This window comes from Pseudomonas sp. BIGb0164 (genome assembly GCF_024810135.1).
GTDB lineage: Bacteria > Pseudomonadota > Gammaproteobacteria > Pseudomonadales > Pseudomonadaceae > Aquipseudomonas.
Map to the genome: position 1 here is coordinate 126,360 of NZ_JANUEA010000005.1, position 26,906 is coordinate 153,265.

Genomic DNA, 26,906 nt, shown 5'->3' on the forward strand with positions numbered 1-26,906 from the left:
CCGCTCCCACATTCGACCTCATTCCAAAGGATGTACTCGGTCAACTGTGGGAGCGGGCTTGCTCGCGAAGAGGCCCTGAAAAACACTACAAAACTAGAGTCCCATCTGCTTGGCGATGATTTCATTCATCACCTCTCGCGTCCCCCCACCAATCGACAGGATGCGATTGTCGCGATACAGCCGCTCCACCAGGCTGCCACGCATGTAGCCTTGGCCGCCAAGGATCTGCACCGCGTCATAAGTGACCCGGTCGGCGGTGTCGGTGGCCAGGTTCTTGGCCATGGAAATTTCCTTGATCACACTCTTGCCGGCCGCCATCTTCGCCGCCTGACGGTAGGTGAACTCGCGGGAGACTTCCACCGCCGTGGCCATCTCCGCCAGGCGATGCTTGAGCACCTGGAATTTGCCGATGGGTTTGCCAAACGCCTCGCGCTGGGCCGCCCAGGCCAGGCTTTCTTCCAGCGCCAGTTGCGCGGTCATGTTCGCCATCAAGGCCAGGGCCAGGCGCTCGCTCTGGAAGTTGCCCATGATGCAGGCAAACCCCATGTTCTCGATGCCGATCAGATTGCCCACAGGCACGCGACAATCGTCAAAGAACAATTCGGCCGTGTCCGACGCCCACCAGCCCATTTTCTTTAGGGGTTTGCCGACAGTGAAACCTGGCGTGTCCTTTTCGATGAGCAACAGGCTGATGCCGCCGAACCCCGGGCCGCCTGTACGCACGGCCACCGTATAGAAATCAGCACGAATGCCACTGGTGATAAAGGTTTTGCTGCCACTGACGCGGTAATGCTCGCCATCGCGCACGGCGCGGGTTTGCAGGTTGGCCACATCGGACCCGCCACCGGGCTCGGTGACGGCCAGGGCAATAATCTTTTCACCAGCCAGTACCCAAGGTGCAACGCGCTCACGCACCTCGGGGCGCGCCCATTTGACGACGGGCGGCAGGCCGATATCCAGCGAACCAAGCCCCGCCACCACGCCGCCCGAGCCGCAACGCATCAACTCTTCGCTGGCCGCGACCTTGGCGAACAGGTCGCCCTCATGACTGCCGCCCAGGGCTTCGGGGTAGCCGATGCCGAGGATGCCCGCCGCACCGGCCTTGAGGTACAGCTCGCGGGGGAAGGTTTCGGCCTCCTCCCATTGATCGATGCCCGGCAACAGCTCGCGCTCGACAAAACGGCGCACGCTGTCGCGGACCAATTGGTGGCTGGAGTCGAAGTAATCCTGATAGGCAGACATCGGCAAGCTCCACGCAGAGGGTGGAGCGAACTTACCAAGCGCTTGCTTGGTTATCAAGTTCTCACTTGCCACACAAATTCCATGTGAGAGCGGTTTTGTGTGGGAGCGGGCTTGCTCGCGAATGCGGTGGATCAGTCACTAACAGGTTGAATGACACACCGCTTCGCGAGCAAGCCCGCTCCCACACAAGCCAGTCCCACAGGGTGTATCGCGGTGTGTGCGCGTTAGAGGGCGATGGGTTTGCGCCCGGCGAAGGAATGCGCCAGGGTGCCGCCGTCCACCAGTTCCAGCTCGCCACCCAGCGGCACGCCATGGGCGATGCGCGAGGTGATCAGGCCTTTGTTGGTCAGCAGCTGGGCAATGTAATGCGCGGTCGCTTCACCTTCCACGGTCGGGTTAGTGGCCAGGATCACTTCAGTAAAGGTGCCCTGCTCTTCGATACGTGCCACCAGTTGCGGAATGCCGATGGCTTCCGGCCCCAGGCCGTCCAGCGGCGACAGATGGCCCTTGAGCACGAAGTAACGCCCGCGATAACCGGTCTGCTCCACCGCGTACACGTCCATCGGCCCTTCCACCACGCACAGCAACGTGTCGTCGCGGCGTGGGTCGGCGCACTGCGGGCAGAGTTCTTCTTCAGTAAGGGTGCGGCACTGGCGACAGTGCCCGACCCCTTCCATGGCCTGGCTCAAAGCCTGGGCCAACCGGGCGCCGCCGCTGCGGTCGCGCTCCAGCAGTTGCAGCGCCATGCGCTGGGCAGTTTTCTGGCCCACACCCGGCAGAATGCGCAGGGCGTCGATCAGTTGGCGAATCAGGGGGCTGAAGCTCATGGGCGAAAGGTCCGACAAAACAACGAGACGCGGTTTATACCCGCGCCCCGGATTAGCGTCAAATGCGCACCACCAACTTGCCGAAGTTGCGCCCTTCAAGCAAACCGATAAAGGCTTCGGGTGCCTGCTCCAGGCCGTCGACCACGTCCTCGCGGAACTTGATCTTGCCGTCACGTACCCAGGGCGCCATCGCACTGAGGAACTCGGGCTGGCGATCGCCGTAGTCGTCGAACACGATAAAGCCCTGGATGCGCACGCGCTTGGTCAGCAAGGTGCGTTGCAATGCCGGTAACCGGTCAGGGCCGCTCGGTGGCTGGTGGGCGTTGTAACCCGCGATCAGCCCACACAGGGGGATACGCGCCTTGGGATTGAGCAATGGCACCACCGCATCGAAGACCTTGCCGCCGACGTTTTCAAAGTAGATGTCCACGCCCTTGAAGCACGCCAGGGCCAGTTCATTGGCAAAGTCTGCGCTCTTGTGGTCGATGCAGGCATCGAAACCCAACTCCTCCACCACATAACGGCACTTGTCGGCGCCACCTGCGATCCCCACCACGCGCAAGCCCTTGAGCTTGGCCACCTGGCCAACCACCGAGCCCACGGCACCGGACGCAGCCGCCACCACCAAGGTTTCCCCAGCCTTGGGCTGGCCGATGTCCATCAGGCCCATGTAGGCGGTCATGCCGGGCATGCCCAGCACACCCAACGCCATCGATGGGCTGGCCAAGCCCTTGGGTACCGGGATCAGGTTGCGGCCGTCGGAAATACTGTGGCTTTGCCAGCCGGTGGAGCCGACCACCAGATCGCCCACTTCGAATTTGGGATTACGTGATTGCTCGATACGGCTGACAGCACCGCCGGTCATCACCTCGTCGATTTCCACCGGCGCGGCGTAGGACGGTGCATCACTCATGCGCCCGCGCATGTAAGGGTCGAGGGACAGGTACAGCGTCTTCAGCAAGACCTGGCCGTCTGCCAGTTCGGGCAACGCCACCCGTTCCAGGCGGAAGTTTTCCGGGGTGGGGGCGCCCTGAGGGCGAGAGACCAGCACGATGCGCTGGTTCAGAGTCAGTTCTTGAGGCATCAGGAGGCTCCTTGATCGAATCCATCGGTACAGGGTGCAGACCATGGTCGAGGGGCTGGGGTTCGATTGGATCGGCACAAACAAAAATGCCAGGCACGAGGCCTGGCATTGGAGTCTAGCTAACGCTCGCCGATCAGAACGGCAGCTTCATGCCCGGTGGCAGTTGCATGCCAGCGGTCACACCGCCCATTTTTTCCTGGCTGCTGGCTTCGATCTTGCGAACGGCGTCGTTGACGGCTGCAGCGAGCAGGTCTTCCAACACTTCGCGATCCTCCTCACTCACACCTGGAGCCAGGCTTGGATCGATGCTCACGCGCTTGATGTCGTGACGACCGGTCATCACCACGCTGATCAGATCGCCGCCGGACTTACCGGTGACTTCGGCGTTGGCCAGCTCTTCCTGCATCTTGGCCATTTTTTCCTGCATCTGCTGCGCCTGCTTCATCAGGCCGGCCATGCCACCTTTCATCATGGGAATCACCTCAAAGTACGTGGATCAAGTTAGTAGCCCGGTGTCAGGATGCTTGGGGCACCGGGGCATCGACAGGTTCAATTGTATCGTGACGCACGACCGCGCCGAACTGTTGCATCATCTGCTGGATGAGCGGGTCGGCGTGGATCGAACTTTCGGCGTCACGCTGGCGGTTGATACGCCGACGGGTCGCGGCCTGGGCCGGGGTTTCCTGCTCGGGCTTGATCAGCTCGATGGCGATGGTCAGCGTGCGCTCATGGTACTGGTTCAGTGCGTCATTCAGGCGACGTTGCTGGGTGGCGTTGAACAGGGCGCTGTGGGCCGGGTCCAGGTGCAGCAGCCAGTGGTCGCCGTCGATGGAAATCAGGGTGCAGTTGGCGGCGATGCTGCCGGTCATGCCCGAGATCGGCAATTTCGGGAACAGCTCCAACCATTGCAGGGCCAGGCCGGTGGCCGGGGCCGCTGCAGGCTCCACTTCGGGTTCCGGCGCAGGCTCGGCGGCATGTTCGCTGGCCAGGTCATCCAGGTAGCTGTAGGCCGAATCCATGTCCGGTTCGATGTAGTCTTCGTCCAGCGGAGGTTCGTCGTCGAGGTCCATGCCGGGCGTGGCCGCGTCAACCTGGGCGACCGTCGGCTCGGGGACCGGGGCAGACACCCACTCCGGCGCGTCCGGCACCACGCTGTCCGGTGTCGGGGTGGGCATCGGCGTCAGCTCGGGCTGCTCACCGGTGGTCTCCAGCACCGGTTCCACGGCGGGCTGCAGCTCGACGTCGGCCTCGGCTTCGACTTCCACCGGGTCGTTCCACGGCAGGTCGACGACCGGCTCGGGCTCGATGACCGTTTCAGGCGCGGGCTGCGGTGCAACCACCGGCGCAACGGCCACCGGTTCAGGTGCCGGCGCAACCGGGGCAGGCGCAGCAACCACTGCCGCGCCAGCCACTGGTTTGGCGGAATCAACTGTGGCCTGGCTGATCCCCACTGGCTTTAGCGGCTGTCTCGGTGCGTCTGCCGAGTCGGCGGGCCGGAAGGCCAGCATCCGCAGCAGGACCATTTCAAAGCCACCGCGCGGGTCCGGCGCCAGCGGCAAATCCCGGCGACCGATCAGGCCCATCTGGTAATAGAACTGCACATCTTCGGCCGGCAACGCCTGGGCCAGGGCCAACACGCGGTCGCGGTCGCCATGGCCGTTGTCGACCCCTTCAGGCAGGGCCTGGGCGATGGCGACGCGGTGCAACACGTTGAGAATCTCGGACAGTACGCCGTTCCAGTCCGGGCCTTGCTCCGACAGGTGGCGCACCGCTTCGAGCAACGCTTTGGCGTCGCCTTCGATCAGCGCATGCAGCACGTCGAACACCTGGCCATGGTCCAGGGTGCCGAGCATGGCGCGCACATCGGCGGCCATGACCTTGCCTTCACCAAAGGCGATAGCCTGGTCGGTGAGGCTCATGGCATCACGCATCGAACCATCGGCGGCGCGGCCGAGCAGCCACAGTGCGTCGTCTTCGAACGGCACGTTCTCGACGCCCAGCACGTGGGTCAGGTGCTCGACCACGCGCTCGGGGGTCATGTTCTTCAGGGAGAACTGCAGGCACCGCGACAAAATGGTTGCAGGAAGTTTCTGCGGGTCGGTGGTGGCCAGGATGAATTTGACGTAGGGCGGCGGCTCTTCCAGGGTTTTCAACAGCGCGTTGAAGGAATGACTGGACAGCATGTGCACTTCGTCGATCAGGTAGACCTTGAAGCGCCCACGGCTCGGCGCGTACTGCACGTTGTCGAGCAGCTCGCGGGTGTCTTCGACCTTGGTGCGGCTCGCGGCGTCGATCTCGATCAGGTCGACAAAGCGCCCTTCGTCGATTTCCCGACAAACCGAGCAGGTGCCGCACGGTGTAGAAGTGATACCGGTTTCACAGTTCAGGCATTTGGCGATGATGCGCGCAATGGTGGTCTTGCCCACACCGCGTGTGCCGGTGAACAGGTAGGCGTGGTGCAGCCGCTGGCTGTCCAAGGCATTGATCAGAGCCTTGAGCACATGGGTCTGGCCGACCATTTCGCGGAACGAGCGCGGACGCCATTTACGTGCAAGAACCTGATAACTCATCGAAAACCGTCGCAACTGGGAAGCGGAAGCCGGTAATGCTAGCGGAGCAAGGGGGAAATTGCATCCGGCACGCTCGTCTAATCTGACTAAGCTCTCCTGACTGGCCCCACAAAGGCCTGAACCCGGAGAACCTATGCGCGTAGTCCTGGGCGCTTTATGGATGATTTCCCTCGTCAGCCTCGCGGCCCCGGCGCCGCTGCGCTTCTCGGTTTCCGACAGCTGGGCGATGCCCATGGCGCACGTGGAGGGCGACCAACCCACCCAGGGCATCCTGTATGACCTGATGCTCAGCCTGGCCACCCAGGTCGGGCGCCCGGCCGAGTTCCACGTGCTGGCCCGGGCGCGCATCGCAGGCGCCATGGAACACGGCGACATCGATGTGCGCTGTTATGTCGCCCAGTCCTGGGTCGACAACCTGTCGGGCGACTACACCTGGAGCGTGCCATTGATGGTGCAGCGCAATGTGCTGGTGAGCCGCCACGCCACGCCGCCGGTGGTGCAGGTCGCCCAGCTGGCGCCGCAGTCGATCGGCACCGTGCTCAACTACCGCTATGCCGCCCTCGCCCCGCTGTTCGCCAGCGGCCAGCTGACCCGCGACGATTCGCGCAGCGAAGACCTGGTGCTGCACAAGCTGGTGGCCGGGCGCTTCACCTACGCGGTGATCAATGAGTGGATCCTGGACCGCTTCAACCTGGGCCTGGCGCCCGGGCATCGCTTGCACAAGGTCGCGGTCATCGACGAGCAAAGCCTGGGCTGCATCGTGCGCAACGACCCCGGCGTGCCGGTGCAGCGCATCCTGCGCACACTGTTGCGCATGAAGCTGTCGGGCGAGATCGACGACATCATTCAACTCTATACCGGGGAAAATCCGCCGGCCCTGCCGACTCCTGACAAAAACTGACAGTCCGGGCTTTTAGACTGGCTCCCGCTAACCGCCCACTCTCAGGAGCTTGAATGAACACCATCGCCCATTACTTCCTGCTGTACGTCGACAGCCCGGCCACCAGCGCCAACTTCTACAGCCGCCTGCTGGACAAGCCACCGGTCGAGCTGAACCCGACCTTTGCCCTGTTCATTCTCGACAATGGCGTAAAACTCGGGCTGTGGTCGCGGCACACGGTCGAACCGGCGGCCCAGCTGACGGGCGGCGGTGGTGAAGTGGGCTTCTCCCTGGCCGACAAGGCCGCCATCGATGCCCTGCACGACCTGTGGGTGGAGCGCGGCGCAACCATTATTCAATCACCGACCACCCTGGACTTCGGCTACACCTTTGTCGCCCAGGACCTCGATGGCCACCGGCTGCGCGCGTTCTGCCTGAGCGATTGATCGCCAACGCCCTTCCAGACTGATGGCTGCCACGCTGGCCAGCACGATCACACCGCCGAGCACCACCTGCAAGGCGATGTGTTCACCCAACAGCGTCGCGGCCATCGTCATGGCCACGGGCGGGATCAGGTACATCGCCACCGAGGCGCGGCTGACCTCCACGTGCTTGAGTACATACCCCCAGGCCAGGTAGGCCAGGGCGCTGGGGAAAATCCCGAGCACCAGCACCGCCAGGTTCTCCGGCAACGGCGCCTGCACCACGGCAGCCGACAAACCCGGCAGGTTCACGCAGAGCATCAGCGTGCCCGCCCACACCATGTAGCACGCCATGGTCAGCGGGCTGTAGCGGTGGGCGTAGTGCTTCTGGATGGCGAAGTACACACTCCACGAGAGCGCCGCCAGCAGTATCAGCAGGCCGCGCGGGTCGATATCACCCACGCCCTGATCGCCCCAGATCACCACCAGCACGCCAATCAGGCCGAGCAACACGCAGCTCCAGCGCCAGAGACTGACCCGTTCCTTCAAGCAGAAAAACGCTATCAACACACTGAACAGCGGTGCCGATTGCGCCAGCACGCTGGACGCCGCCGCAGTCACGAATTGCTGCCCGTAGTTGAGGCTGGTGTGATGCAGGAACACCCCGAAAAAACTCAATACCAGCAGCCACGGTACGTCCCGCAGACGCGGCCGACCGATGCCCATCAGCAGCGCCACACCGCCCATGAACACCGACGCGATCAGAAACCGCAGCAACGCCAGTTGGCCCGGGCTGTAGCTGTGCAAGCCCATGTGCACACCAATGGGTGAATACGCCCAACAGAGGATGACGCTGGCGATGACTAGCGTAAGCTTTACGGGTGACGGGGTATTCATCGAGGGCGTCCGGCAACAGGAAGGAATGCCGTCAGTCTTGGCCCGGGCAAGGTGCAGGACAATTAACCGTTTCTGACTTCTGAAATCACTGGAACTGAGCAATGGAACTGGCCCAACTGAAAATGGTGCGAGCCGTGGCGCAAACCGGCAGCGTGGCCCAGGCCGCCCTGCAACTGCACTGCGTGCCGTCCAACATCACCACGCGCATCAAGCAGCTGGAAAGCGAGTTGGGCACGCCGCTGTTTATCCGTGCCGGGCGCGGCTTGGCGATCAGTGCGGCCGGCGAGATCTTCCTGGATTATTGTGAGCGCATCCTGGCGCTGGTGGACGAATCCAAGCGTGCCGTCGACGCCAACGCCATTCCTCGTGGCACCCTGCGCATCGGCGCCGTCGAGTCCAGCGCCAGCGGCCGTTTGCCACCGCTGCTGGCGGAGTATCACCGGCGCTACCCCGACGTCACCCTCGAACTGGTGACCGGCGCCTGGGCGCAACTGCTGGACGACCTGCAACACCACCGCATCGACGTGGCGCTGGTAGCCTCCGGGGGCAAGCGCGCAAAGCTCGAACACAGCGTGGTCTACAGCGAACGCCTGGTGCTGATCGCCAGCGCATCCAGCGCTCCGATTCACAGCGCCGCCGACCTGGCCGAGCGCACTCTGCTGGTATGGCCACCCGGCTGCCCCTATCGCGCCGCGCTGGAAAATTGGGTCAAGCCCCACGACTTCAAACCGAGCATCGCCAGCTATGCCAGTTGGGGCACCATCATTGGTTGCGTGAGTGCAGGGATCGGCGTGGCGCTGGCGCCGGAAGGCATCCTGGCGCGCTACGAACAGGCCAACCAACTGGCGTCCTATCGATTCGAAGAACTCCAGGCCGTGGACAACCTGCTGTTCTGGCACAAGGAGACCCAACGGCACTTGGCACGGGATGCCTTTGCTGGGCTGTTGCGAGAGACTTTCGGCTAACCCGTAACAACTTGTTTCAGGTATCCTCCCGCGAAATTAATTCAAATTGTAAGGGACTACCATGAATTACTTCCGCCTGCTAATGGTGGCGGCCGCCCTGAGCCTGCCTATCGCACCCGCTTTTGCTGCCACCCCGCCCGCCCCTGTCGAAGCCAGTGCCCCTGCCGAAACGGCCGAGCACTTTCTTGCGTCACTCAAGCAGAAGACCGGCACCATCACCCTGCCAAGCGGCATTGCCACCCTCAAGCTCAACGACAACTTCTACTACCTCGACCCGTCCGACACCGAACGCTTGCTGACCGATGGCTGGGGCAACCCGCCAGGCTTCAAGACCCTCGGCATGATCGTGCCCAAGGCCGTCAGCCCGCTGTCGGAACGCGGCTGGGGCGTGATCGTCAGTTACAAGAATGACGGGCACATTTCTGACGAAGATGCGGCAAAAATCGACTACGCCGACTTGCTCAAGCAGATGCAGGAAGAAGACGAAGCCGACAACAAGGAGCGCCGTAAACAAGGCTACGCCGGCCTGCACTTGCTGGGCTGGGCCGAGCCGCCGCGCTACGACGACACCACCCACAAGATGTACTGGGCCCGTGAGCTGAAAGCCGACGACGCGCAACAGAACACTCTCAACTACAGCATCCGCGTCCTGGGCCGTGAGGGCGTCCTGGAACTCAACGCCGTCGCCGCCATGGCCGACCTGCCGACCATCAAGCAGGAACTGCCTCAAGTGCTGGCCTTCACCAACTTCACCGACGGCAACCTGTACACCGACTTCAACCCGAAAACCGACAAGCTGGCCGCTTACGGCTTGGCCGCCCTGGTCGCTGGTGGTATCGCGGCCAAAGCCGGGTTGTTTGCCAAGATCGGCATTTTCTTGCTGGCGGCGAAGAAGTTCCTGGTGATCGGCGTCGTGGCATTGCTTGCCTTCGTTCGCAAGCTGTTCAACCGCAACAAAGCCTGATCACAGGCACAAAAAAACGCCGCAATGTGCCAGGCACGCTGCGGCGTTTTTTTATGAGTTCAGTTCTTCGCGACGGGCGCCGCCAGCCGACGGTATTGATCCCCGCTGATCCAGCCGGTGAACGAACGGTCGTCCGCGTTGATGAACTCGACCTGGGCCCAGCCATCCTTGAACGCCAGCACACCGACGACATCGTTCTTGACGATATACGGGCGCTTGGCGGCTTTGACGCCAGGGTTCTTCAGCAAGTAAGCCTTGTCGGCAGACACCGTCACCAGGCCGATCCATTTCTTGTTGGCGGTCTGGGTCAGCTCCAGGCCGGTGGCGATCTCGGGCATCAGCACATTGATGCAACCGGGGTGCTGGCGGCCCTGCTCCACGGTCAGGGTCACGCCGTCGGATGAAGCGGCGACCTTGCCGGGATACGCCTGATCGAGCCAAGTGGTCAGTGCTGCAGGCTTGCCTTGCAGGTAGAACGCACAACCGCGGGTAACGCCCTCGCCCAGGGTTTCGGCGTAGTAACCTTCAACCTGATGGTCTGGCGTCACGGCCAGCATCAGCCCTTCGTACTTGCCCGAATGCAACGGGGCGCTGCCCGCGAACGCAGGCACTGCGGCACACAACGACAACACACCCATCGCCAGAAAACGGATCATCTTATTTCTTCCCTTCAAGTTTTTCGTAGGCTTGTTTCATCAGGACGTCGTAGTTGCCGTAGTCCTCGCCGTTATAGTTGTAGGCCATGCCCGTAAAGTCCTTGGACTTCATGGCCTTCATCAAGGCTGGGCTCTTGCTGCAAAAACCGAGGAATGCCTTTAGTTGGTTGCCGGCATTCACTTTTAATGCCGCCGCAAACTCAAACACGGTTTTGTAACCGCACGAGCCATAGTTGAAGCCCATGATCTGGAACATGCCCCACGACGCCGACTTCAACGCCGCTTCCTGGTCCAGGGCAAACGCGGTGGCCATGGTTTCCCAGGCCTTGACCTGATCCTTGTTATTGACCTGCCACTGCGGCCCGGCCTTTTTCTTGTAGGGGTACGACAACAGCGGGTGCGCCTGGTCGTAGATATGTTTGGTGTACTTGCGAAACAAGTGCCCTTCAAACGCGATCACCGGCAACTTGGCCGGGCCAAACCCCGAACGCCCACCGGACTCCACGGTGGCAAACGCCTTGACGATATTCACCGAGATGCCATTGCCCAACTGCGTGGCGGCGTTCTGAAAGTCGGCCTCGCTCAGGGTCATGCCGCCGTCGCACATGGGCTGCAGCATCAATTGCCGGTTGCGCCGCTCGGCCTCGATCATCGCGCGCATGCGGTCCAGGTACACATTGACCGTGGCCTGCACCGCGTCCCCTTGCTGGGTGGCGAACACGTTGAGAAAGCTCGGAATTCGCATCGTCGGAAACGCCTTCACCGGCACTTTCACCGCCTCTTCGATCAGGCTATTGAAGGTGCGACCGGTGGGGTCAATCACTCCGTCAGGGTGGGCGTACTTGAGATGACGGAACTGGTATTGGCTGATGCACTGCACCAACTGGCCGTCGCACTTGCCGTTTTCGGCCAAGGGAAATCCCAGCTTGGGAATGATCAAATTGAACAGATACTGGATGCACTGAACATCGGCTGGCAAGTTACGGGCCTTGCCGGGAGCGCCTACCGAGGCACTGATAAGACGGGGCAACCCTTCCAGGCTTTTCATCACAGACATCCTTGTTAGTTAAAGAAGTGATAGCACTTCAATATCAACTTTGCCCTTGTCATACTCTGAAACAAGTGGCTGGCGGAAACTAACAAGGTGGTTTGGGGTTGTCCAGCGAAGGGTTTAAAAGTTGTGGAGAGTTCGAGAGTTTCGCACCACTTGGAGTTTGCCCAGCGTGTTTTTAACGGGCGAAATTCAAGGACATCATTGATCCGCATGGGGCTGAAGCCCGGAAAATCACTCCAGCAACGATGCTTTTTTGAGTAAATCGAATAACCCTTCAGGCACTAGCGGCGAGGTCTCAGTGAAGCTCGAAGCATTGCACCACAAGGCCCTGAACGGCGCGCCATCGCTTTCATGACCTTGCAGCCAAGGCCTTTCGTAGACTTGCGGGTCATCAAACGTCGCGTCATACACCTGGACTATCTCGTGTCCGGGCTTGCCCGCGTAATGAAAAATGCTTTCCAGAGTGCCGATCAACCGAACATCACTGATTGAAAGGCCTAGCTCTTCTTGCACCTCTCGGATAATCGCATCACTGCTTCTCTCACCGAACTCAATCCCGCCGCCAATAGGACGGAAAAGAGTCTGCTCCTTAACGACGTCGTAGAACGAGTTGACCAGTATTTTTCCGCGATGATGAAAAATACAAAGGGCCAGAGGGCGAATTCGCGGTGAAGACATAAAAATCCTATTGCTTGGTGTGCCGCATACCCCACAGGGTGAGGCGTGCAACTAAAGCAGACATTACTTGCTGTCGCGACTCTTAGTGCCCAATTTGCCGGTATAGGGGTTCACGTTTCCCTTGGTGCTGTAGTTGTTATTGCGGGTCGCATCAGGGTTAGTCGCGTGAGAGGGACGGACGTAAGTGCCACCCCGGGTGTATCCGCTGATGGTGTGGTCAGATCGACTGGAGGACGAGTAAGTGGAATGGGACGATGAATGCCCACCAAAACTGCTACCGCGCGCCTGAACGCCACTTGAAAAGACCAACGCAGTTGCAAGAGCGGCCAGCGCCATAACTTTTTCATGCTATCTCCTTATAACACTCTGACATCACCAACTAGTGGCCTAAAGATATCACACCTGACAGCCACCGCCGATATGTAAAACCCCGCCTTAGATTTAAACAGAGCGTTTAACCACAAGCTGCGCTACTGTCACGCTCGCAAGACGCACGCACCTGAAAACATTCAAGGATTGAAATGAAAACTCCCCTCCTGATCTTGGCGGTTCTGGCCCTGTTGTCCGGCTGCGCGTCCTCGCCCACGCCAGACTTCTCTCGCCCTGCTATCACCGAAACCAAATCGGTGGTGTTTGCGGGCAAGACGTTCGTGCTGAAATTCCAGAAAGATGGCCTGTGGGAATATTTCCCGGAGAACGAAAGCGTCGATGCCTGGACTGAAATGCTCGACTTCACCGTCGTCTCGCGCGGTCTGAGCTGGCAGGACCCCCTCGACCTCGGCAAACGCACAGTCCAGCTTCACCAGCTGGAAAACCCGAACATGCCGGCGATCCTGACCACAGACAACCGCACCGGGATCCTGTACCTGATGCTGTTTTACCCCAAGTCACTCCGTAAGGACGGGGACTTTTCCGAGATCAGCTTCTTCAAGTACTACCGCGACAGCGTCACGGGCCAGATCATCATCTTTCACTTCGCCAGGAATATTCCCACGCCGGCTAACCCGGTGGAGAGCACGCAAGAGATGGGCGCGGAGCTGGTGCCGACGTTCAAGGCTTTTCCGTTGTATCGGCAGTAATGCCGTTTCGCGGGCAGCAAAAAATTATTCGCAGGCAGTCATTGCCAACAAAACATCGATAAAAAATAGGAATTTGGTGGGTGTTGCCGGAAGAGCGTTATGGAGGCAACCCCACCAGCCACACCCCGGCACACAATGTTCCCGCTGTGGCTGCTGCCTTCCGGCTCTGACCAGGTTCACGGGTAATCGTTGCGGGGGGACCGATGGGGTCACCATAACGACGCCTGCCTCTCGGCAAGCCGCGCCATTGTACCGATCTCATCGGAAGTTACAACCGTTCGCGGCGGATTAAAAATATTCGATGGTTCAAGCACTTGTGGCCGGCTCCTACAAAAGAACCGCCTCGTCTGCCCGGCCGCCTTCTTCCTGGATCACCAGGTGGATAAAGTGCAACTTGGCGATCACCGGCGGTGGCAGCACGAAGGGGTAGAAATCCGGCTGGCCCATGCTGCGGGACAGTTCGTTGAGCATGCCGGCCAGTTCGATCCAGGCGTTGACGAACGACAGGAATGCCACGCCACCCGGGTGTTCGGGGTCGTAGAGGGTGGCAAGAGGGAACGGCTGGTAGTCCAGGTCCATCTCGCGGGCGCTCATGCCGAAGCCCAGAGCGGTGTCGACGGCGTCCATCATGTGCAGGTAGTGGGCCCAGGTCTCGGCCCAGTCTTCCCACGGGTGCATGGTGGCGTAGGCGCTGACGCAGGTTTGTTGCCAGTCGGGGCGCGGGCCGTTTTGGTAGTGACGGTCCAGTGCATCGGCGTAGCTGGCGCGTTCGTCGCCGAACAGGGTGCGAAACGGTTCGATCCAATGGGTGTTGGCGATCAGGCGATCCCAGTAGTAATGCCCGACCTCATGGCGAAAATGCCCGAGCAAGGTGCGGTAGGGTTCGCGCATTTGCACGCGGACTTTTTCCCGGTGGGCGTCGTCGGCTTCCTTGATATCCAGGGTGATCAGGCCATTGGCATGGCCGGTCATCGGCGCATTGCCTTCCAGGTCGATGCCGACGAAGTCGAAGGCCAGGCCATTGTCTTCATCGATGCTCTTGGGCACCACCTGCAACCCCAGGCTGATCAACTGCGCCACCAGCCGGCGCTTGGCGGTTTCGACCTTGCGCCAGCGTTCGGGGTTTTCCGGGACCGACAGGTCGGGGATGGTGCGATTGAGGCTGCAGGCCACACACAACGGCGCCGTGCTATGGGCAGGAATCAGCCAGTTGCACGCGGCGGGTGTGTCGAGATTGGCGCAACGGCGAAAGGCACCGGCGTCTAGGTTATCGTCTTGCAACCAAGTGCCAGCAACGGGACCGGGCTGCAAGGACGCCAGCCGGCTCTGTTGCGGCTGATAACCCAGCAACGCCTGGCAGGCCAGGCATTGGCTGTTGCGAAAGAACAGCGACTGGCCGCACCGGCATTGCCACACCTTGCTGTTGCGCGAGGACCCGGCCACGAACGGTGCAGCGATACGCGAACTGAGTTGCTCGAAGTAACGGAACATGGCGATCTCTCCCTGGAAGACAGAGACTAGATCAATTCCCTTCGAAGATCGTTCCGAAAATAACGCAATACCACTTTAGGAGCCCGGCTTGCCGGCGATGGCGTTTTCAAAATCGCTATCGCCGGCAAGCCGGGCTCCTACAGGGTTAGTCGACGGTGATGTTGTGCTTGGCGAGGAAAGCGACGAAGGCTTCTTCGTCCAGCACCTTCAGGCCCAGCTCGCTGGCCTTGGCCAACTTGGAGCCCGCACCCGGCCCGGCGACCACGCAGTGGGTTTTCGCCGACACGGAGCCGGCCACCTTGGCCCCCAGGCTTTCCAGCTTGTCCTTGGCCACGTCACGGCCCATCCGCTCCAGGGAGCCGGTGAGCACCCAGGTATGCCCTGCTTCGGGCAAGCCTTCGACGACTTTTTTCTCGCTCTGCCAATGCATGCCGAAGTCGCGGAGCTGCTGTTCGATGGCCAGGGCGCGGTTGGCATTGTCGGGGTTATCGAAGAAGTCACGCACGGCCTTGGCCTGCTTCTCGGGCAGCGCCTGACGCATGTCGAGCCAATCGGCCTTGATCACACCTTCGAGGCTGCCGAATTTGTCCGCCAGCTTCTGCGCCGCCCCCGGGCCAACGCTCGGCACGTGCAGCTTGTCGAGCAACCCGCCCAAGGTGGTACTGGCGGCGAACTCGGCGCTCAAGTCGCCCTGATCCTGCAACTGCAGGCCGCACTCTTCAGGCGACAGCAATGCACCGATCACTTCCTGGTTATGGCTGTCTTCAAAGAAGCTGTGAATCTCATGCGCCACTTCCAGGCCCACGTCAGGCAAGTACGTCAGCACTTCCGGCAAGGCCTTCTGCACGCGCTCCAGAGACGCCAGGGAGCGCGCCAGCACCTTGGCGGTCTCCTCGCCCACATCGGGAATACCCAAGGCGTAGATAAAGCGCGCCAGGGTCGGCGTCTTGCTGTTTTCGATGGCCGTGATCAGCTTCTTGCTGGAGATATCGGCAAAGCCTTCCAGGTCGATGATCTGTTCGTACTTGAGTTTGTAGAGATCAGCCGGCGAGCCAATCAGCTTCTCGTCTACCAATTGCTCGATGGTCTTGTCGCCCAGGCCGTCGATGTCCATGGCGCGGCGCGAGACAAAGTGAATGATCGCCTGCTTGAGCTGTGCCCCACACGCCAGGCGCCCGACGCAGCGGTACACCGCGCCTTCGCTGACGGTTTCCTTGCCCTTGCTGCGCTTGACCAGTTGGGTGCGCTCAACATGGGAACCGCACACCGGGCAGCTCTCGGGAATAGGCACCGCGCGGGCGTTTTCCGGACGGCGCTCAAGCACCACGGAGACGACTTGCGGGATCACATCACCGGCACGGCGGATGATCACGGTATCGCCAATCATCACGCCCAGGCGCGCCACTTCGTCCATGTTGTGCAAGGTGGCATTGGACACGGTGACACCCGCGACCTTGACCGGCTTGAGACGCGCCACCGGGGTGACGGCGCCCGTGCGGCCGACCTGGAATTCCACGTCGAGCAGCTCGGTCAGCTCTTCCATGGCCGGGAATTTATGGGCGATGGCCCAACGCGGTTCGCGGGCGCGGAAGCCCAGTTCACGCTGGGAAGCAATGCTGTTGACCTTGAACACCACGCCGTCGATCTCGTATGGCAGGCTGTTACGCCGCTCGCCGATATCGCGGTAGTACTCGAGGCAATCCTGGATGCCCTTGGCCAGCTTCAGCTCGTGGCTGATGGGCATGCCCCACTTCTGCAGCTGTTGCAGGTTGCCGATGTGGGTGTCGCTGATATCGGTGGTCACGCCATAGCAGCAGAACTCAAGCGGCCGACTGGCGGTGATCTTCGAATCCAGCTGACGCAGGCTTCCCGCAGCGGCGTTGCGCGGATTGGCGAAAGTCTTGCCGCCGACTTCCAGTTGCGAAGCATTGAGCCGCTCGAACCCGGCCTTGGACATGAACACTTCGCCACGCACTTCCAGGGTCGCCGGCCAGCCGCTGCCGTGCAGTTTCAACGGAATATTGCGCACGGTGCGCACGTTGACGCTGATGTCTTCGCCGGTGGTGCCGTCGCCCCGGGTGGCGCCGCGTACCAGCTCGCCGTCCTGGTACAGCAGGCTGACCGCCAGGCCGTCCAGTTTCGGTTCGCAGCTGTATTCCACCGCCGCGCCGCCGCCGAACAGGTCGCCCACCGGCAGGTCGAGACCTTCGGTGACCCGGCGATCGAATTCCAGCATAGTGGTTTCATCGAATGCGTTGCCAAGGCTGAGCATGGGGATCTCATGCTTGACCTGAGTGAACGCCGACAGCGCCGCACTGCCCACCCGCTGCGTCGGCGAATCCCGCGTGACCAGCTCCGGGTGCTCGGCCTCCAGGGCCTTGAGCTCGTGGAACAGCCGGTCGTACTCGGCGTCCGGGATGCTCGGCTCGTCGAGGACGTGGTAGCGGTAGTTGTGCTGATCCAGTTCAGCGCGCAGTTCGAGGATGCGGGTGTGGGCGGCGGTCATGGGTGTTCTCTCATAAAGCAAAAGAGCAGCCGAAGCTGCTCAATATGTTAGTGCACGGATTCTACAGACAACGCTTAAGATCGAACCTCAGCGTTTCTGTGTCAGGGCGCGACGCTCGAACTCGACGATGCGCTGACGGTAGTGTTCGATGGTCTGGGCGGTCAGGACGCTGCGTTGATCGTCCTTGAGTTCGCCATTGAGTTCCTGGGACAGCTTGCGGGCTGCCGCCACCATCACGTCGAACGCTTGTTTCGGGTGACGCGGGCCTGGCAAACCGAGGAAGAAGCTCACGGCCGGGGTGCTGAACAGGTCGATGTCGTCCAGATCGAACGTGCCCGGCTTGACCGCGTTGGCCATGGAGAACAGCACCTCGCCGTTACCCGCCATGCTTTCGTGACGGTGGAAGATGTCCATCTCGCCAAAACGCAGGCCGCTTTCCAGGATGTTCTGCAACAGTGCCGGGCCCTTGAAGCCGGCGGCGTCGCGGCAGATCACGCTGATCACCAGCACTTCTTCAGCGGCCGGCTGGTCGTTCACCGACTGGCGCGGCGCGGTGCTCTTGCCAATGTTCTCGTCCGGGAAATCATCGTCGCGGCTGCTGAAGCTCGGGCCTTCATCGACGTCGAGGTTCAGGTCGCCCTGATGCGGCTCGGCGACCGGCGCACTGTTGCGCTTGCCACGCTTGGAGGACGGCTCACGGGCTTCTCGCAGCGGCGCGCTCATCGACGGCAGGTCGTGCTCGTCCAGTTGCGGTTCTTTATGGGTATCCAGCACACGGGGCGGCCCCAGCAGCTCGGCGCTGCCGTCGTCGTCCGGCAGGTTGGACAGGTTTCGGTCCAGGCGGAACTTGAGCTTGCCCTTGCCGCCACGCATCCGGCGCCAGCCATCAAAAAGAATACCGGCAATGACAATAATGCCGATGACGATCAGCCACTCGCGCAGACCGATTTCCATGTAATCCCGTGCCTCTAATAAAAAATGCTGAAAAATAAGGGGTTTAGCACCGTGCAAACCGCTTTAAAACGTGGCGCCAACTCTATGTTCTGACTGACGTTTTGCCCACGCACACGAAAAATTGACATTAAACTAGCACGACCAAAGATAACTTTACACCGTCTGTCAAAATGCCTTGAACAAATATGTCCATTTGCCATATTTCACAGCCGGCTCCATCACCTTACATCCTGCTGAAAATTCTCTTTCAAAGCGTGGTTCAGGACTCCACCATCGCCATCGCTTCTTCCACGTCCACCGCCACCAGGCGCGAACAGCCCGGTTCGTGCATCGTCACACCCATCAGTTGATCGGCCATTTCCATGGCGATCTTGTTGTGGGTGATATAGATGAACTGCACAGTCTGGGACATCTCCTTAACCAGGCGTGCATACCGTCCAACGTTAGCGTCATCCAGCGGGGCGTCAACTTCATCGAGCATGCAGAACGGCGCCGGGTTCAACTTGAAGATCGCAAATACCAGGGCCAATGCGGTCAGGGCCTTCTCGCCGCCGGACAACAAATGGATGGTGCTGTTCTTCTTGCCCGGAGGCCGCGCCATGATCGTTACCCCTGTATCGAGTAGATCTTCGCCCGTCAGTTCCAAGTAAGCGCTGCCTCCACCGAAAACTTTCGGGAATAAGGCCTGTAAACCGCCATTAATCTGATCAAAGGTATCTTTGAAACGATTACGGGTTTCCTTGTCGATCTTGCGGATCACGTTTTCCAGGGTGTCCAGGGCTTCGACCAGGTCGGCGTCCTGGGCGTCCAGGTAACGTTTACGCTCGGACTGCTGCTGGTATTCGTCGATGGCCGCGAGGTTGATCGCGCCGAGGCGTTGGATACGTGCAGCAATGCGCTCAAGTTCTTCTTCAGCTTCTTTCTCGTTGGCCTGGGCGGTCAGGGTATTGAGCACGCCGTGCAGGTCGTAGCCGTCTTCGAGCAACTGGTCCTGCAGGGTCTTGCGGCGCACGGTCAGGGCTTGCCATTCCATGCGCTGCTGTTCGAGCTGGCCGCGGATCAGCTGGGATTGCTGCTCGGCCTGGGTGCGGCGCTTCTCGGCGTCGCGCAGTTCGCGGTCGGCGTCTTCCAAGGCAATCTGCGCGGTCTTGAGTTCTTCGTCGACGGTCATGCGCTTGTCGAGCAGCTCTTCGAGCTTGAGGCGCAACTCTTCCAGCGGCGCTTCGCCCTCCTCCAGGTTGAGGCTCAGTTGCTCGCGCTTTTCGGTGAGGCGTTCGGACTGCATCTCCAAACGCTCGAGGGCCTGGGCCGTGGACGCGTGCTGAGCCTTGAGCGAGCCCAAACGCACCGCCAACTGGTGAGCGTGATCTTTATGCTGACGGGCTTCCTGACGCACGCGGTCAAGGCGCTCGCGCAGGCTGTCGCGCTGGGCCAGCAGCAGTTCGCGCTGCTCGGTGTCCAGCGCCATGCTGTCGAGGGCTTCCTGCAAATGCAGGCGCGCCTCGCCAATCTGTTCGTGTTCCAGGGCGCGCTGCTCGCCCATCTCGGCGACTTCCTCGTCGAGACGGGTGCGGCGCAGGGTCAGTTGCTCGACCTTGGCTTTGCTCGCGGACAGCTGGGCTTTCAGCTCGCCTTGCTGGCGCGCTTCGTCCTGCAACAGGCGGCGCAGGTGTTCGCGGCCGGTCTCTTGCTGGCGCTGGGTGGCGCGCAGGGTTTGCAGCTGGGTTTCCAGACCTTCAAGGGTGGCTTCGCGCTCTTCACGCTCGGCGATCAGGTTGACGATCTCCTGGCCCCGGGCCAACACGCCGCTCTCTGCTTCACTGGCGCGACGCACCCGCAGGAAGTGCCGGCCGACCCAATAGCCGTCGCGGCTGATCAGGCTTTCACCAGCACCCAGCTGGCCGCGCTGGGCCAGCGCCTGCTCCAGCGAATCCACCGGCTTGACCTGGCCCAGCCACGGCGACAGGTCAATCGCTGCTTCAACCTTATCCAGCAAGCTGCCCGGTACTCGCATACCGTCCGCCGCAGGGCTGAGCAAACGCAAGTCACCCTGGGCAAAACCCGACAGGTCGAACCCGCCAAAATCATCCACCAACACCGCTTGCAGGTCAGCACCCAGCACGGTTTCCACCGCCAGCTCCCAACCCGCTTCCACTTTCAAGCCTTCGGCCAGGCGCGGGCGCTCGGCCAGGTGCTGGTCGCGCAGCCATTCGGCGGTGCCGGTGCCGGGGTCCAGCGCGGCCTGCTGCAAGGCTTCAAGGGACGCCAGGCGCCCGTTCAAGCGCTGCAGATCACCCTGGGCCTGCTGCTGGGCCTGGGTCGCCTGTTGCAGTTGCTGACGCAGTTGCTCCAGGCGCTCCACTTGTTGTTCTTCGCTGGCTTCCAGCTCTTCCAGCGTCATTTCGCTTTCGGCCAGCTGCTCGCTCAGTTCCATGATCGCCGCGTCTTCCGGGTCGGCAGACAGCAACGCGCGCTCTTCCTGCATGCGGCGCTGGCGCTCGGCCAGGCGCTCCATGCTGGTTTCCAGTTGCTGGATGCGCGACTGTTGCACCTCAGCCTGGCGGCGCGGCTCGGCGGATTGCAGGTTGAAGGTGTCCCACTGCTCCTGCCAGCCGTGCATGGTGGTTTCGGATTCTTCCAGGGCGGCGGCGGCCTCTTCGGCAGCGGCGCTGGTGACTTCCTGCTCGGGGGTGAGCATGTCCAGCTCTTCGCCGAGGGTCAGCAGCAAGGTGCGGTCATGGCCCAGGTGGGATTCGGTCTCCAGGCGCGCGCGTTCGGCTTCTTTCAAATCATCCTGCAACTGGCGCAGGCGCTGCTGGCCGTGCTGGATGCTTTGCTCGACGCGGGCAATGTCGCCGCCCACCGAATAAAAGCGGCCCTGCACCAGATTGAAACGCTCGGACAGGTCATGGTGACCGTCACGCAGGCGCTCGATGCTGGCGTCAGCGTTGCGCTGCTCGGCCACCAGGGCCTCAAAGCTGATTTCCTGGGTGCCGATGATTGCTTCGCGCTGGCCCACCTGATCATTCAGCGCCTGCCAGCGCAGGGCCGACAGTTGTGCCTTGAGCTGGCGCTCTTCGCCCTTGTATTCCTGATACTTCTCGGCGGCCTGGGCCTGGCGGTGCAGGCGCTCCAACTGGCGCTCCAGCTCTTCGCGCAGGTCGGTGAGGCGAGCGAGGTTTTCATGGGTACGGCGAATGCGGTTTTCGGTCTCGCGGCGGCGCTCCTTGTACTTGGAGATGCCGGCCGCTTCCTCGATAAAGTTGCGCAGGTCTTCGGGCTTGGCTTCGATCAGCTTGGAGATCATGCCCTGTTCGATGATTGAGTAGCTGCGCGGGCCCAGGCCTGTGCCGAGGAAAATATCGGTAATGTCCCGACGGCGACACTTGGTGCCGTTGAGGAAGTAGCTGTTCTGGCTGTCGCGGGTCACTTTGCGGCGGATGGAGATTTCCGCGTAGGCCGCGTATTCGCCGATCAAGGTGCCATCGGAGTTATCGAACACCAGTTCGATGCTGGCCTGGCTCACCGGCTTGCGGCTGGTGGAGCCGTTGAAGATGACGTCGGTCATCGACTCGCCACGCAGGTTTTTCGCCGAGCTCTCGCCCATCACCCAGCGGACGGCGTCGATGATATTCGACTTGCCGCAACCGTTGGGCCCGACCACCGCCGCCATGTTACTGGGGAAGTTCACCGTGGTCGGGTCGACGAAGGATTTGAACCCCGCCAGTTTGATGCACTTGAGCCGCACGTTTAGGCGTCCGCCAACGCAGCGATGACCAGCGAGCAACTGCGCTGGCCGTAGGCCGAGAGCACTTGGCGGATCTGCACCAGGTCACGGGCGAGCACGGCGGCGAGCAGTTGCTCGAACAGCGTCAGGTACTCGCTCATCGACGCCTTGCGCTGATCCAGAGCCAGGTAATAGGCGCGGTTCATCGCCGGTTGCAGGTTCTCGACAGTTTCCTGCAGGTACGGGTTATTGGCGAAGGGGTACGCGGCGCGCATCACGTTGAAGCTTTCTTCAACGAACGCGCGGATGTCCTGGCGCTCGAAACTCGCCACCAGGCGCTGCTGGATCTGCAGGAACGGGCCCATGTCGGCCTGGGTCTGCCAGCCTTGGGCCACGGCGTTGCCCAGCAGGATGTACAGCTCGCCCATCAAGGTACACAGGCTCTGCACCTTGTGCGCGGTGAGCTCGGTGACGTGGGCGCCACGGCGCGGCAGGATCGCGATCAGGTGGCGGCGCTCGAGGATCAGCAAGGCTTCACGCACGGAACCACGGCTGACATTGAGTGCCAGCGTGACCTTCTGTTCCTGGATCCGCTCCCCAGGCTTGAGATCGCCGCGAATGATACGTTCGGCGAGGTGGTGAGCAATTTGCTCGGCGAGACTGTCCGGCGCCTTGAACGTCATGTTTTCCCTTCAAAATCTTCTATCGGTACAAGCGCGGCAGTGTAGCGCATTGGCCCGCTGATGGCGCTACGCCCACCGTGGCGAATTTGGCATGAAATAAGCAGCACTGAAAAGCCAAAAGCCCCTGAAAACGCCGGTTCCAGAAGACTGGACCATAATTGAAAGTGTTGCGACTGCATTTTCTTGACCTTCTGGTCAGAAAATCATTGACCGAAAAGTCAGAGATGACTAGATTCGGCGCAAAGCGGTTAACAACAATAATGAGTCTGCGAGGCCTTCCGTGATCCAGTTTTTACTTAACAGGGAACTCCGTAGCGAGCACGCCCTGGACCCCAACCTGACGGTGCTCAACTACCTGCGCGAGCATTTGGGCAAATCCGGTACCAAGGAAGGCTGCGCCAGCGGCGATTGCGGTGCCTGCACCGTGGTGGTCGGCGAGCTGCATACCGATGCACACGGCGTCGAGCAGATCCGTTACCGCAGCCTCAATTCGTGCCTGACCTTTGTGTCATCCCTGCACGGCAAGCAACTGATCAGCGTCGAAGACCTCAAGCACCAGGGCCAACTGCACAGCGTGCAACAGGCCATGGTCGAGTGCCACGGCTCGCAATGCGGCTTTTGCACCCCGGGTTTTGTGATGTCGCTGTTCGCCCTGCAAAAGAACAGCGATGCCCCCGACAGCCAAAAGGCCCACGAAGCCCTGGCCGGCAACCTGTGTCGGTGCACCGGCTACCGGCCGATCCTGGCCGCCGCCGAACAGGCGTGCTGCAACAAACCGCAGGACCAGTTCGACAGCCGCCAGGCCGAAACCATCGCCCAGCTCAAAGCCATCGCGCCGACGCAAACCGGCGAACTCAACAGCGGCGACAAGCGCTGCCTGGTGCCGCTGACCGTCGCCGACCTGGCTGACCTCTATGACGCCTATCCGCAAGCCCGGCTATTGGCGGGCGGTACCGACCTGGCACTGGAAGTCACTCAGTTCCACCGCACGCTGCCGGTGATGATCTACGTCGGCAATATCGACGAGATGAAGCGCATCGAAGACTTCGACGACCGCCTGGAAATCGGCGCCGCCACCGCCCTCTCCGACTGCTACGCCGCGCTGCACCACGCCTACCCGGACTTCGGCGACCTGCTGCACCGCTTCGCCTCTTTGCAGATCCGCAACCAGGGCACCCTGGGCGGCAACATCGGCAACGCTTCGCCCATCGGCGATTCGCCGCCGCTGCTGATCGCCCTCGGCGCGCAGATCGTGCTGTGCAAAGGCAACACCCGCCGCACCCTGGCGCTGGAAGACTACTTCATCGACTACCGCGTCACCGCCCGCCAGGACAGCGAGTTCATCGAGAAGATCATTGTGCCCAAGGGCCACGCGCTGTTCCGTGCGTACAAGGTTTCCAAGCGCCTGGACGATGACATTTCCGCCGTCTGCGCCGCGTTCAACCTGAAGCTCGACAACGGTGTGATCAGCGATGCCCGCGTGGCTTTTGGCGGCATGGCCGCCATCCCCAAACGTGCGAAGCACTGCGAAACCGTGCTGATCGGCGCGATCTGGAACGCTGCCACCGTGGAAAAAGCCTGCGCCGCCCTGGCCGAAGACTTCACCCCGCTGTCGGACTTCCGCGCCAGCAAGGAATACCGCCTGCTCAGCGCCCAGAACCTGCTGCGCAAATACTTCATCGAGCTGCAAACGCCACACATCGAGACTCGGGTGACCGCTTATGTCTAACCATCACGCCGTCGTTAAAACCCAGGCTGAACTGGCCGAGCTGTTCGCCCAGGACCTCACCTCCGGTGTGGGCCGCAGCGTCAAGCATGACAGCGCCGCCAAGCATGTGTCCGGTGAAGCGCAGTACATCGATGACCGCCTGGAATTCCCCAACCAGTTGCACCTGTATGCACGCATGTCCGACCGCGCCCATGCGCGCATCATCAACATCGACACCGCGCCCTGCTACGCCTTTGAAGGCGTGCGCATTGCCATCACCCACGAAGACGTGCCGGGCCTGAAAGACATCGGCCCGCTGATGCCCGGCGACCCGTTGCTGGCCATCGACACCGTGCAGTTCGTTGGCCAGGTGGTGCTGGCGGTGGCGGCCCGCGACCTGGAAACCGCACGCAAAGCGGCGATGGCCGCCGTGATCGAATACGAAGACCTGGAGCCGGTGCTGGACGTGGTCGAGGCGTTTCGCAAGAAGCACTTTGTGCTCGACAGCCACACCCACCAGCGCGGCGATTCGGCGGGCGCATTGGCCACGGCAAAAAACCGTATCCAGGGCACCCTGCACATCGGCGGCCAGGAACACTTCTACCTGGAAACCCAGATCTCCTCGGTAATGCCCACCGAAGACGGCGGCATGATCGTCTACTGCTCCACACAGAACCCCACCGAAGTGCAGAAGCTGGTGGCCGAAGTGCTGGACGTGTCGATGAACAAGATCGTCGTGGACATGCGCCGCATGGGCGGTGGTTTTGGCGGCAAGGAAACCCAGGCCGCCAGCCCCGCGTGCCTGTGTGCGGTGGTTGCACGCCTCACCGGCCAGCCGACCAAGATGCGCCTGCCGCGCGTCGAAGACATGCTGATGACCGGCAAGCGCCACCCCTTCTATATCGAATACGACGTGGGTTTTGACGACAACGGTCGCCTGCACGGGATCAACCTGGAACTGGCAGGCAATTGCGGCTGCTCGCCGGACCTGTCCAACTCGATTGTCGACCGGGCCATGTTCCACTCCGACAACTCGTATTACCTGGGCGACGCCACGGTCAACGGCCACCGCTGCAAGACCAACACCGCGTCCAACACCGCCTATCGCGGCTTCGGCGGCCCGCAAGGCATGGTCGCCATCGAAGAGGTGATGGACGCCATCGCCCGCCACCTGGCGCTGGACCCGCTGGCGGTGCGCAAGGCCAACTACTACGGCAAGACCGAGCGCAACGTCACCCACTACTACCAGACCGTCGAGCACAACATGCTCGAAGAGATGACCGCCGAGCTGGAAGCCAGCAGCCAATACGCCGAGCGCCGCGAAGCGATCCGCCTGTACAACGCCCACAGCCCGATCCTGAAAAAAGGCCTGGCGCTGACCCCGGTGAAGTTCGGCATTTCGTTTACCGCCAGCTTCCTCAACCAGGCCGGTGCGCTGATTCACATCTACACCGACGGCAGCATCCACCTGAACCACGGCGGCACCGAGATGGGCCAGGGTTTGAACACCAAGGTCGCGCAAGTGGTGGCCGAAGTGTTCCAGGTGGAAATCGACCGCGTGCAGATCACCGCGACCAACACCGACAAGGTGCCCAACACCTCGCCAACCGCCGCTTCCAGCGGTGCCGACCTGAACGGCAAGGCCGCACAGAATGCCGCCGAAACCATCAAGCAGCGCCTGGTGGAGTTCGCCGCACGCAAATACGACGTGAGCGAAGCGGATGTGCAATTCCACAATGGCCATGTGCGGGTGCGTGACCAGATCCTGACGTTCGAGGCGTTGATCCAGCAGGCGTATTTCGCCCAGGTCTCGCTGTCGAGCACCGGCTTCTACAAGACCCCGAAAATCTACTACGACCGCAGCCAGTCACGGGGTCGGCCGTTCTACTACTTCGCCTTTGGCGCAGCGTGCTGCGAAGTGATCGTCGATACCCTGACCGGCGAATACAAGATGCTGCGCACCGACATCCTGCATGACGTGGGCGCCTCGCTGAACCCGGCCATCGACATCGGCCAGGTGGAAGGCGGCTTCATCCAGGGCATGGGCTGGCTGACCATGGAAGAGCTGGTGTGGAACAACAAGGGCAAGCTGATGACCAACGGCCCGGCCAGCTACAAGATCCCGGCCGTGGCCGACATGCCCCTGGACCTGCGGGTGAAGCTGGTGGAGAACCGCAAGAACCCGGAAGACACGGTGTTCCATTCCAAGGCCGTGGGCGAGCCGCCGTTCATGCTCGGGATTGCCTCGTGGTGCGCGATCAAGGATGCGGTGGCGAGCCTGGGCGACTATCGCCATCAGCCGAAGATCGATGCGCCGGCGACGCCGGAGCGGGTGTTGTGGGGGTGTGAGCAGATGCGGCAGTTGAAAGCTGCATCGCCTGTGGAAACTGAAACCGAGATGGCTTCGCTTTAGACCGGGGCGCTGCTTTCGCGAGCAAGCCCGCTCCCACATTTGAAATGCATTCCCCTGTGGGAGCGGGCTTGCTCGCGAAGACGGCAGAACTGACAACAGAGATGTT

Annotated in this window: 21 protein-coding genes and 1 other RNA gene; 7 read left to right on the forward strand and 15 right to left on the reverse strand. The window is 61.5% G+C overall.

Annotated features, from left to right (window positions below):
• Positions 1–93: 93 nt before the first annotated feature.
• From M2394_RS14860 to dnaX, 5 genes are all read right to left on the reverse strand, one after another.
• Positions 94–1,242, reverse strand: a complete 1,149-nt coding sequence (locus M2394_RS14860; protein ID WP_259172978.1) for an acyl-CoA dehydrogenase family protein — start codon at positions 1,240–1,242, stop codon at positions 94–96.
• A 224-nt stretch (positions 1,243–1,466) separates the two neighbouring features.
• On the reverse strand, positions 1,467–2,069 hold the full coding sequence (recR, locus tag M2394_RS14865; protein ID WP_176996300.1) for a recombination mediator RecR: 603 nt from the start codon (positions 2,067–2,069) through the stop codon (positions 1,467–1,469).
• Between the two features lie 58 nt (positions 2,070–2,127).
• Positions 2,128–3,153, reverse strand: a complete 1,026-nt coding sequence (locus M2394_RS14870) for an NADP-dependent oxidoreductase (protein ID WP_178926009.1) — start codon at positions 3,151–3,153, stop codon at positions 2,128–2,130.
• 133 nt (positions 3,154–3,286) lie between these two features.
• Entirely contained in the window at positions 3,287–3,625 is a 339-nt protein-coding gene (locus tag M2394_RS14875; protein WP_178926008.1) for a YbaB/EbfC family nucleoid-associated protein, read from the reverse strand.
• Positions 3,626–3,668: 43 nt separating this feature from the next.
• Entirely contained in the window at positions 3,669–5,723 is a 2,055-nt protein-coding gene (gene dnaX, locus M2394_RS14880) for a DNA polymerase III subunit gamma/tau (protein ID WP_259172980.1), read from the reverse strand.
• Between the two features lie 133 nt (positions 5,724–5,856).
• On the opposite strand from dnaX, the gene M2394_RS14885 reads away from it, so the two are divergent.
• Complete coding sequence (locus tag M2394_RS14885) at positions 5,857–6,624, forward strand: ABC transporter substrate-binding protein (protein ID WP_259172981.1); 768 nt, start codon at positions 5,857–5,859, stop codon at positions 6,622–6,624.
• Between the two features lie 53 nt (positions 6,625–6,677).
• Complete coding sequence (locus M2394_RS14890) at positions 6,678–7,049, forward strand: VOC family protein (RefSeq protein WP_178926005.1); 372 nt, start codon at positions 6,678–6,680, stop codon at positions 7,047–7,049.
• On the opposite strand, the gene M2394_RS14895 is transcribed toward M2394_RS14890, so the two are convergent.
• Complete coding sequence (locus M2394_RS14895) at positions 6,963–7,922, reverse strand: DMT family transporter (protein ID WP_259172983.1); 960 nt, start codon at positions 7,920–7,922, stop codon at positions 6,963–6,965. The two genes, M2394_RS14890 and M2394_RS14895, sit on opposite strands and share 87 nt — an antisense overlap.
• Positions 7,923–8,023: 101 nt before the next feature.
• Between M2394_RS14895 and M2394_RS14900 the strand changes: the two genes are divergently transcribed.
• Entirely contained in the window at positions 8,024–8,887 is an 864-nt protein-coding gene (locus M2394_RS14900) for a LysR family transcriptional regulator (RefSeq protein ID WP_259172985.1), read from the forward strand.
• A gap of 61 nt (positions 8,888–8,948) precedes the next feature.
• Positions 8,949–9,851 (forward strand): DUF2167 domain-containing protein, encoded by a 903-nt coding sequence (locus tag M2394_RS14905; RefSeq protein ID WP_259172986.1) that lies wholly within the window; start codon positions 8,949–8,951, stop codon positions 9,849–9,851.
• A 59-nt stretch (positions 9,852–9,910) separates the two neighbouring features.
• Here the strand turns inward: M2394_RS14905 and M2394_RS14910 are convergent, their stop codons facing one another.
• From M2394_RS14910 to M2394_RS14920, 3 genes are all read right to left on the reverse strand, one after another.
• Positions 9,911–10,507, reverse strand: a complete 597-nt coding sequence (locus tag M2394_RS14910) for a hypothetical protein (RefSeq protein ID WP_178925884.1) — start codon at positions 10,505–10,507, stop codon at positions 9,911–9,913.
• Between the two features lies 1 nt (position 10,508).
• Positions 10,509–11,555 (reverse strand): N-acetylmuramidase family protein, encoded by a 1,047-nt coding sequence (locus tag M2394_RS14915; protein ID WP_178925883.1) that lies wholly within the window; start codon positions 11,553–11,555, stop codon positions 10,509–10,511.
• A 237-nt stretch (positions 11,556–11,792) separates the two neighbouring features.
• The gene (locus tag M2394_RS14920; RefSeq protein ID WP_178925882.1) at positions 11,793–12,239 is read right to left on the reverse strand and encodes an NUDIX hydrolase; all 447 of its coding nucleotides are present in this window, start codon (positions 12,237–12,239) and stop codon (positions 11,793–11,795) included.
• Positions 12,240–12,760: 521 nt separating this feature from the next.
• Between M2394_RS14920 and M2394_RS14925 the strand changes: the two genes are divergently transcribed.
• Positions 12,761–13,318, forward strand: coding sequence for a hypothetical protein (locus tag M2394_RS14925; RefSeq protein WP_259172988.1), 558 nt, complete (start codon positions 12,761–12,763; stop codon positions 13,316–13,318).
• Positions 13,319–13,427: 109 nt separating this feature from the next.
• On the opposite strand, the gene ffs is transcribed toward M2394_RS14925, so the two are convergent.
• The 6 genes from ffs to M2394_RS14955 form a co-directional block, all read right to left on the reverse strand.
• An RNA gene (ffs, locus tag M2394_RS14930) (signal recognition particle sRNA small type) lies at positions 13,428–13,524 on the reverse strand.
• Between the two features lie 121 nt (positions 13,525–13,645).
• The gene (locus tag M2394_RS14935; RefSeq protein WP_259172990.1) at positions 13,646–14,809 is read right to left on the reverse strand and encodes a putative zinc-binding metallopeptidase; all 1,164 of its coding nucleotides are present in this window, start codon (positions 14,807–14,809) and stop codon (positions 13,646–13,648) included.
• A 145-nt stretch (positions 14,810–14,954) separates the two neighbouring features.
• Positions 14,955–17,315, reverse strand: coding sequence for an NAD-dependent DNA ligase LigA (gene ligA, locus M2394_RS14940; protein ID WP_259172991.1), 2,361 nt, complete (start codon positions 17,313–17,315; stop codon positions 14,955–14,957).
• A gap of 87 nt (positions 17,316–17,402) precedes the next feature.
• Complete coding sequence (gene zipA, locus M2394_RS14945; protein ID WP_178924564.1) at positions 17,403–18,269, reverse strand: cell division protein ZipA; 867 nt, start codon at positions 18,267–18,269, stop codon at positions 17,403–17,405.
• Between the two features lie 259 nt (positions 18,270–18,528).
• Complete coding sequence (smc, locus tag M2394_RS14950; protein ID WP_259172992.1) at positions 18,529–22,017, reverse strand: chromosome segregation protein SMC; 3,489 nt, start codon at positions 22,015–22,017, stop codon at positions 18,529–18,531.
• A 2-nt stretch (positions 22,018–22,019) separates the two neighbouring features.
• Positions 22,020–22,679, reverse strand: coding sequence for a GntR family transcriptional regulator (locus M2394_RS14955; RefSeq protein WP_176996315.1), 660 nt, complete (start codon positions 22,677–22,679; stop codon positions 22,020–22,022).
• Between the two features lie 280 nt (positions 22,680–22,959).
• Between M2394_RS14955 and xdhA the strand changes: the two genes are divergently transcribed.
• Complete coding sequence (xdhA, locus tag M2394_RS14960) at positions 22,960–24,408, forward strand: xanthine dehydrogenase small subunit (protein WP_178924571.1); 1,449 nt, start codon at positions 22,960–22,962, stop codon at positions 24,406–24,408.
• Positions 24,401–26,800 carry a xanthine dehydrogenase molybdopterin binding subunit gene (gene xdhB, locus M2394_RS14965; protein ID WP_259172993.1) on the forward strand — a complete coding sequence of 800 codons (2,400 nt, stop codon included), beginning with the start codon at positions 24,401–24,403 and terminating at the stop codon, positions 26,798–26,800. The genes xdhA and xdhB overlap by 8 nt, the downstream gene beginning before the upstream one ends.
• Positions 26,801–26,906: the final 106 nt, after the last annotated feature.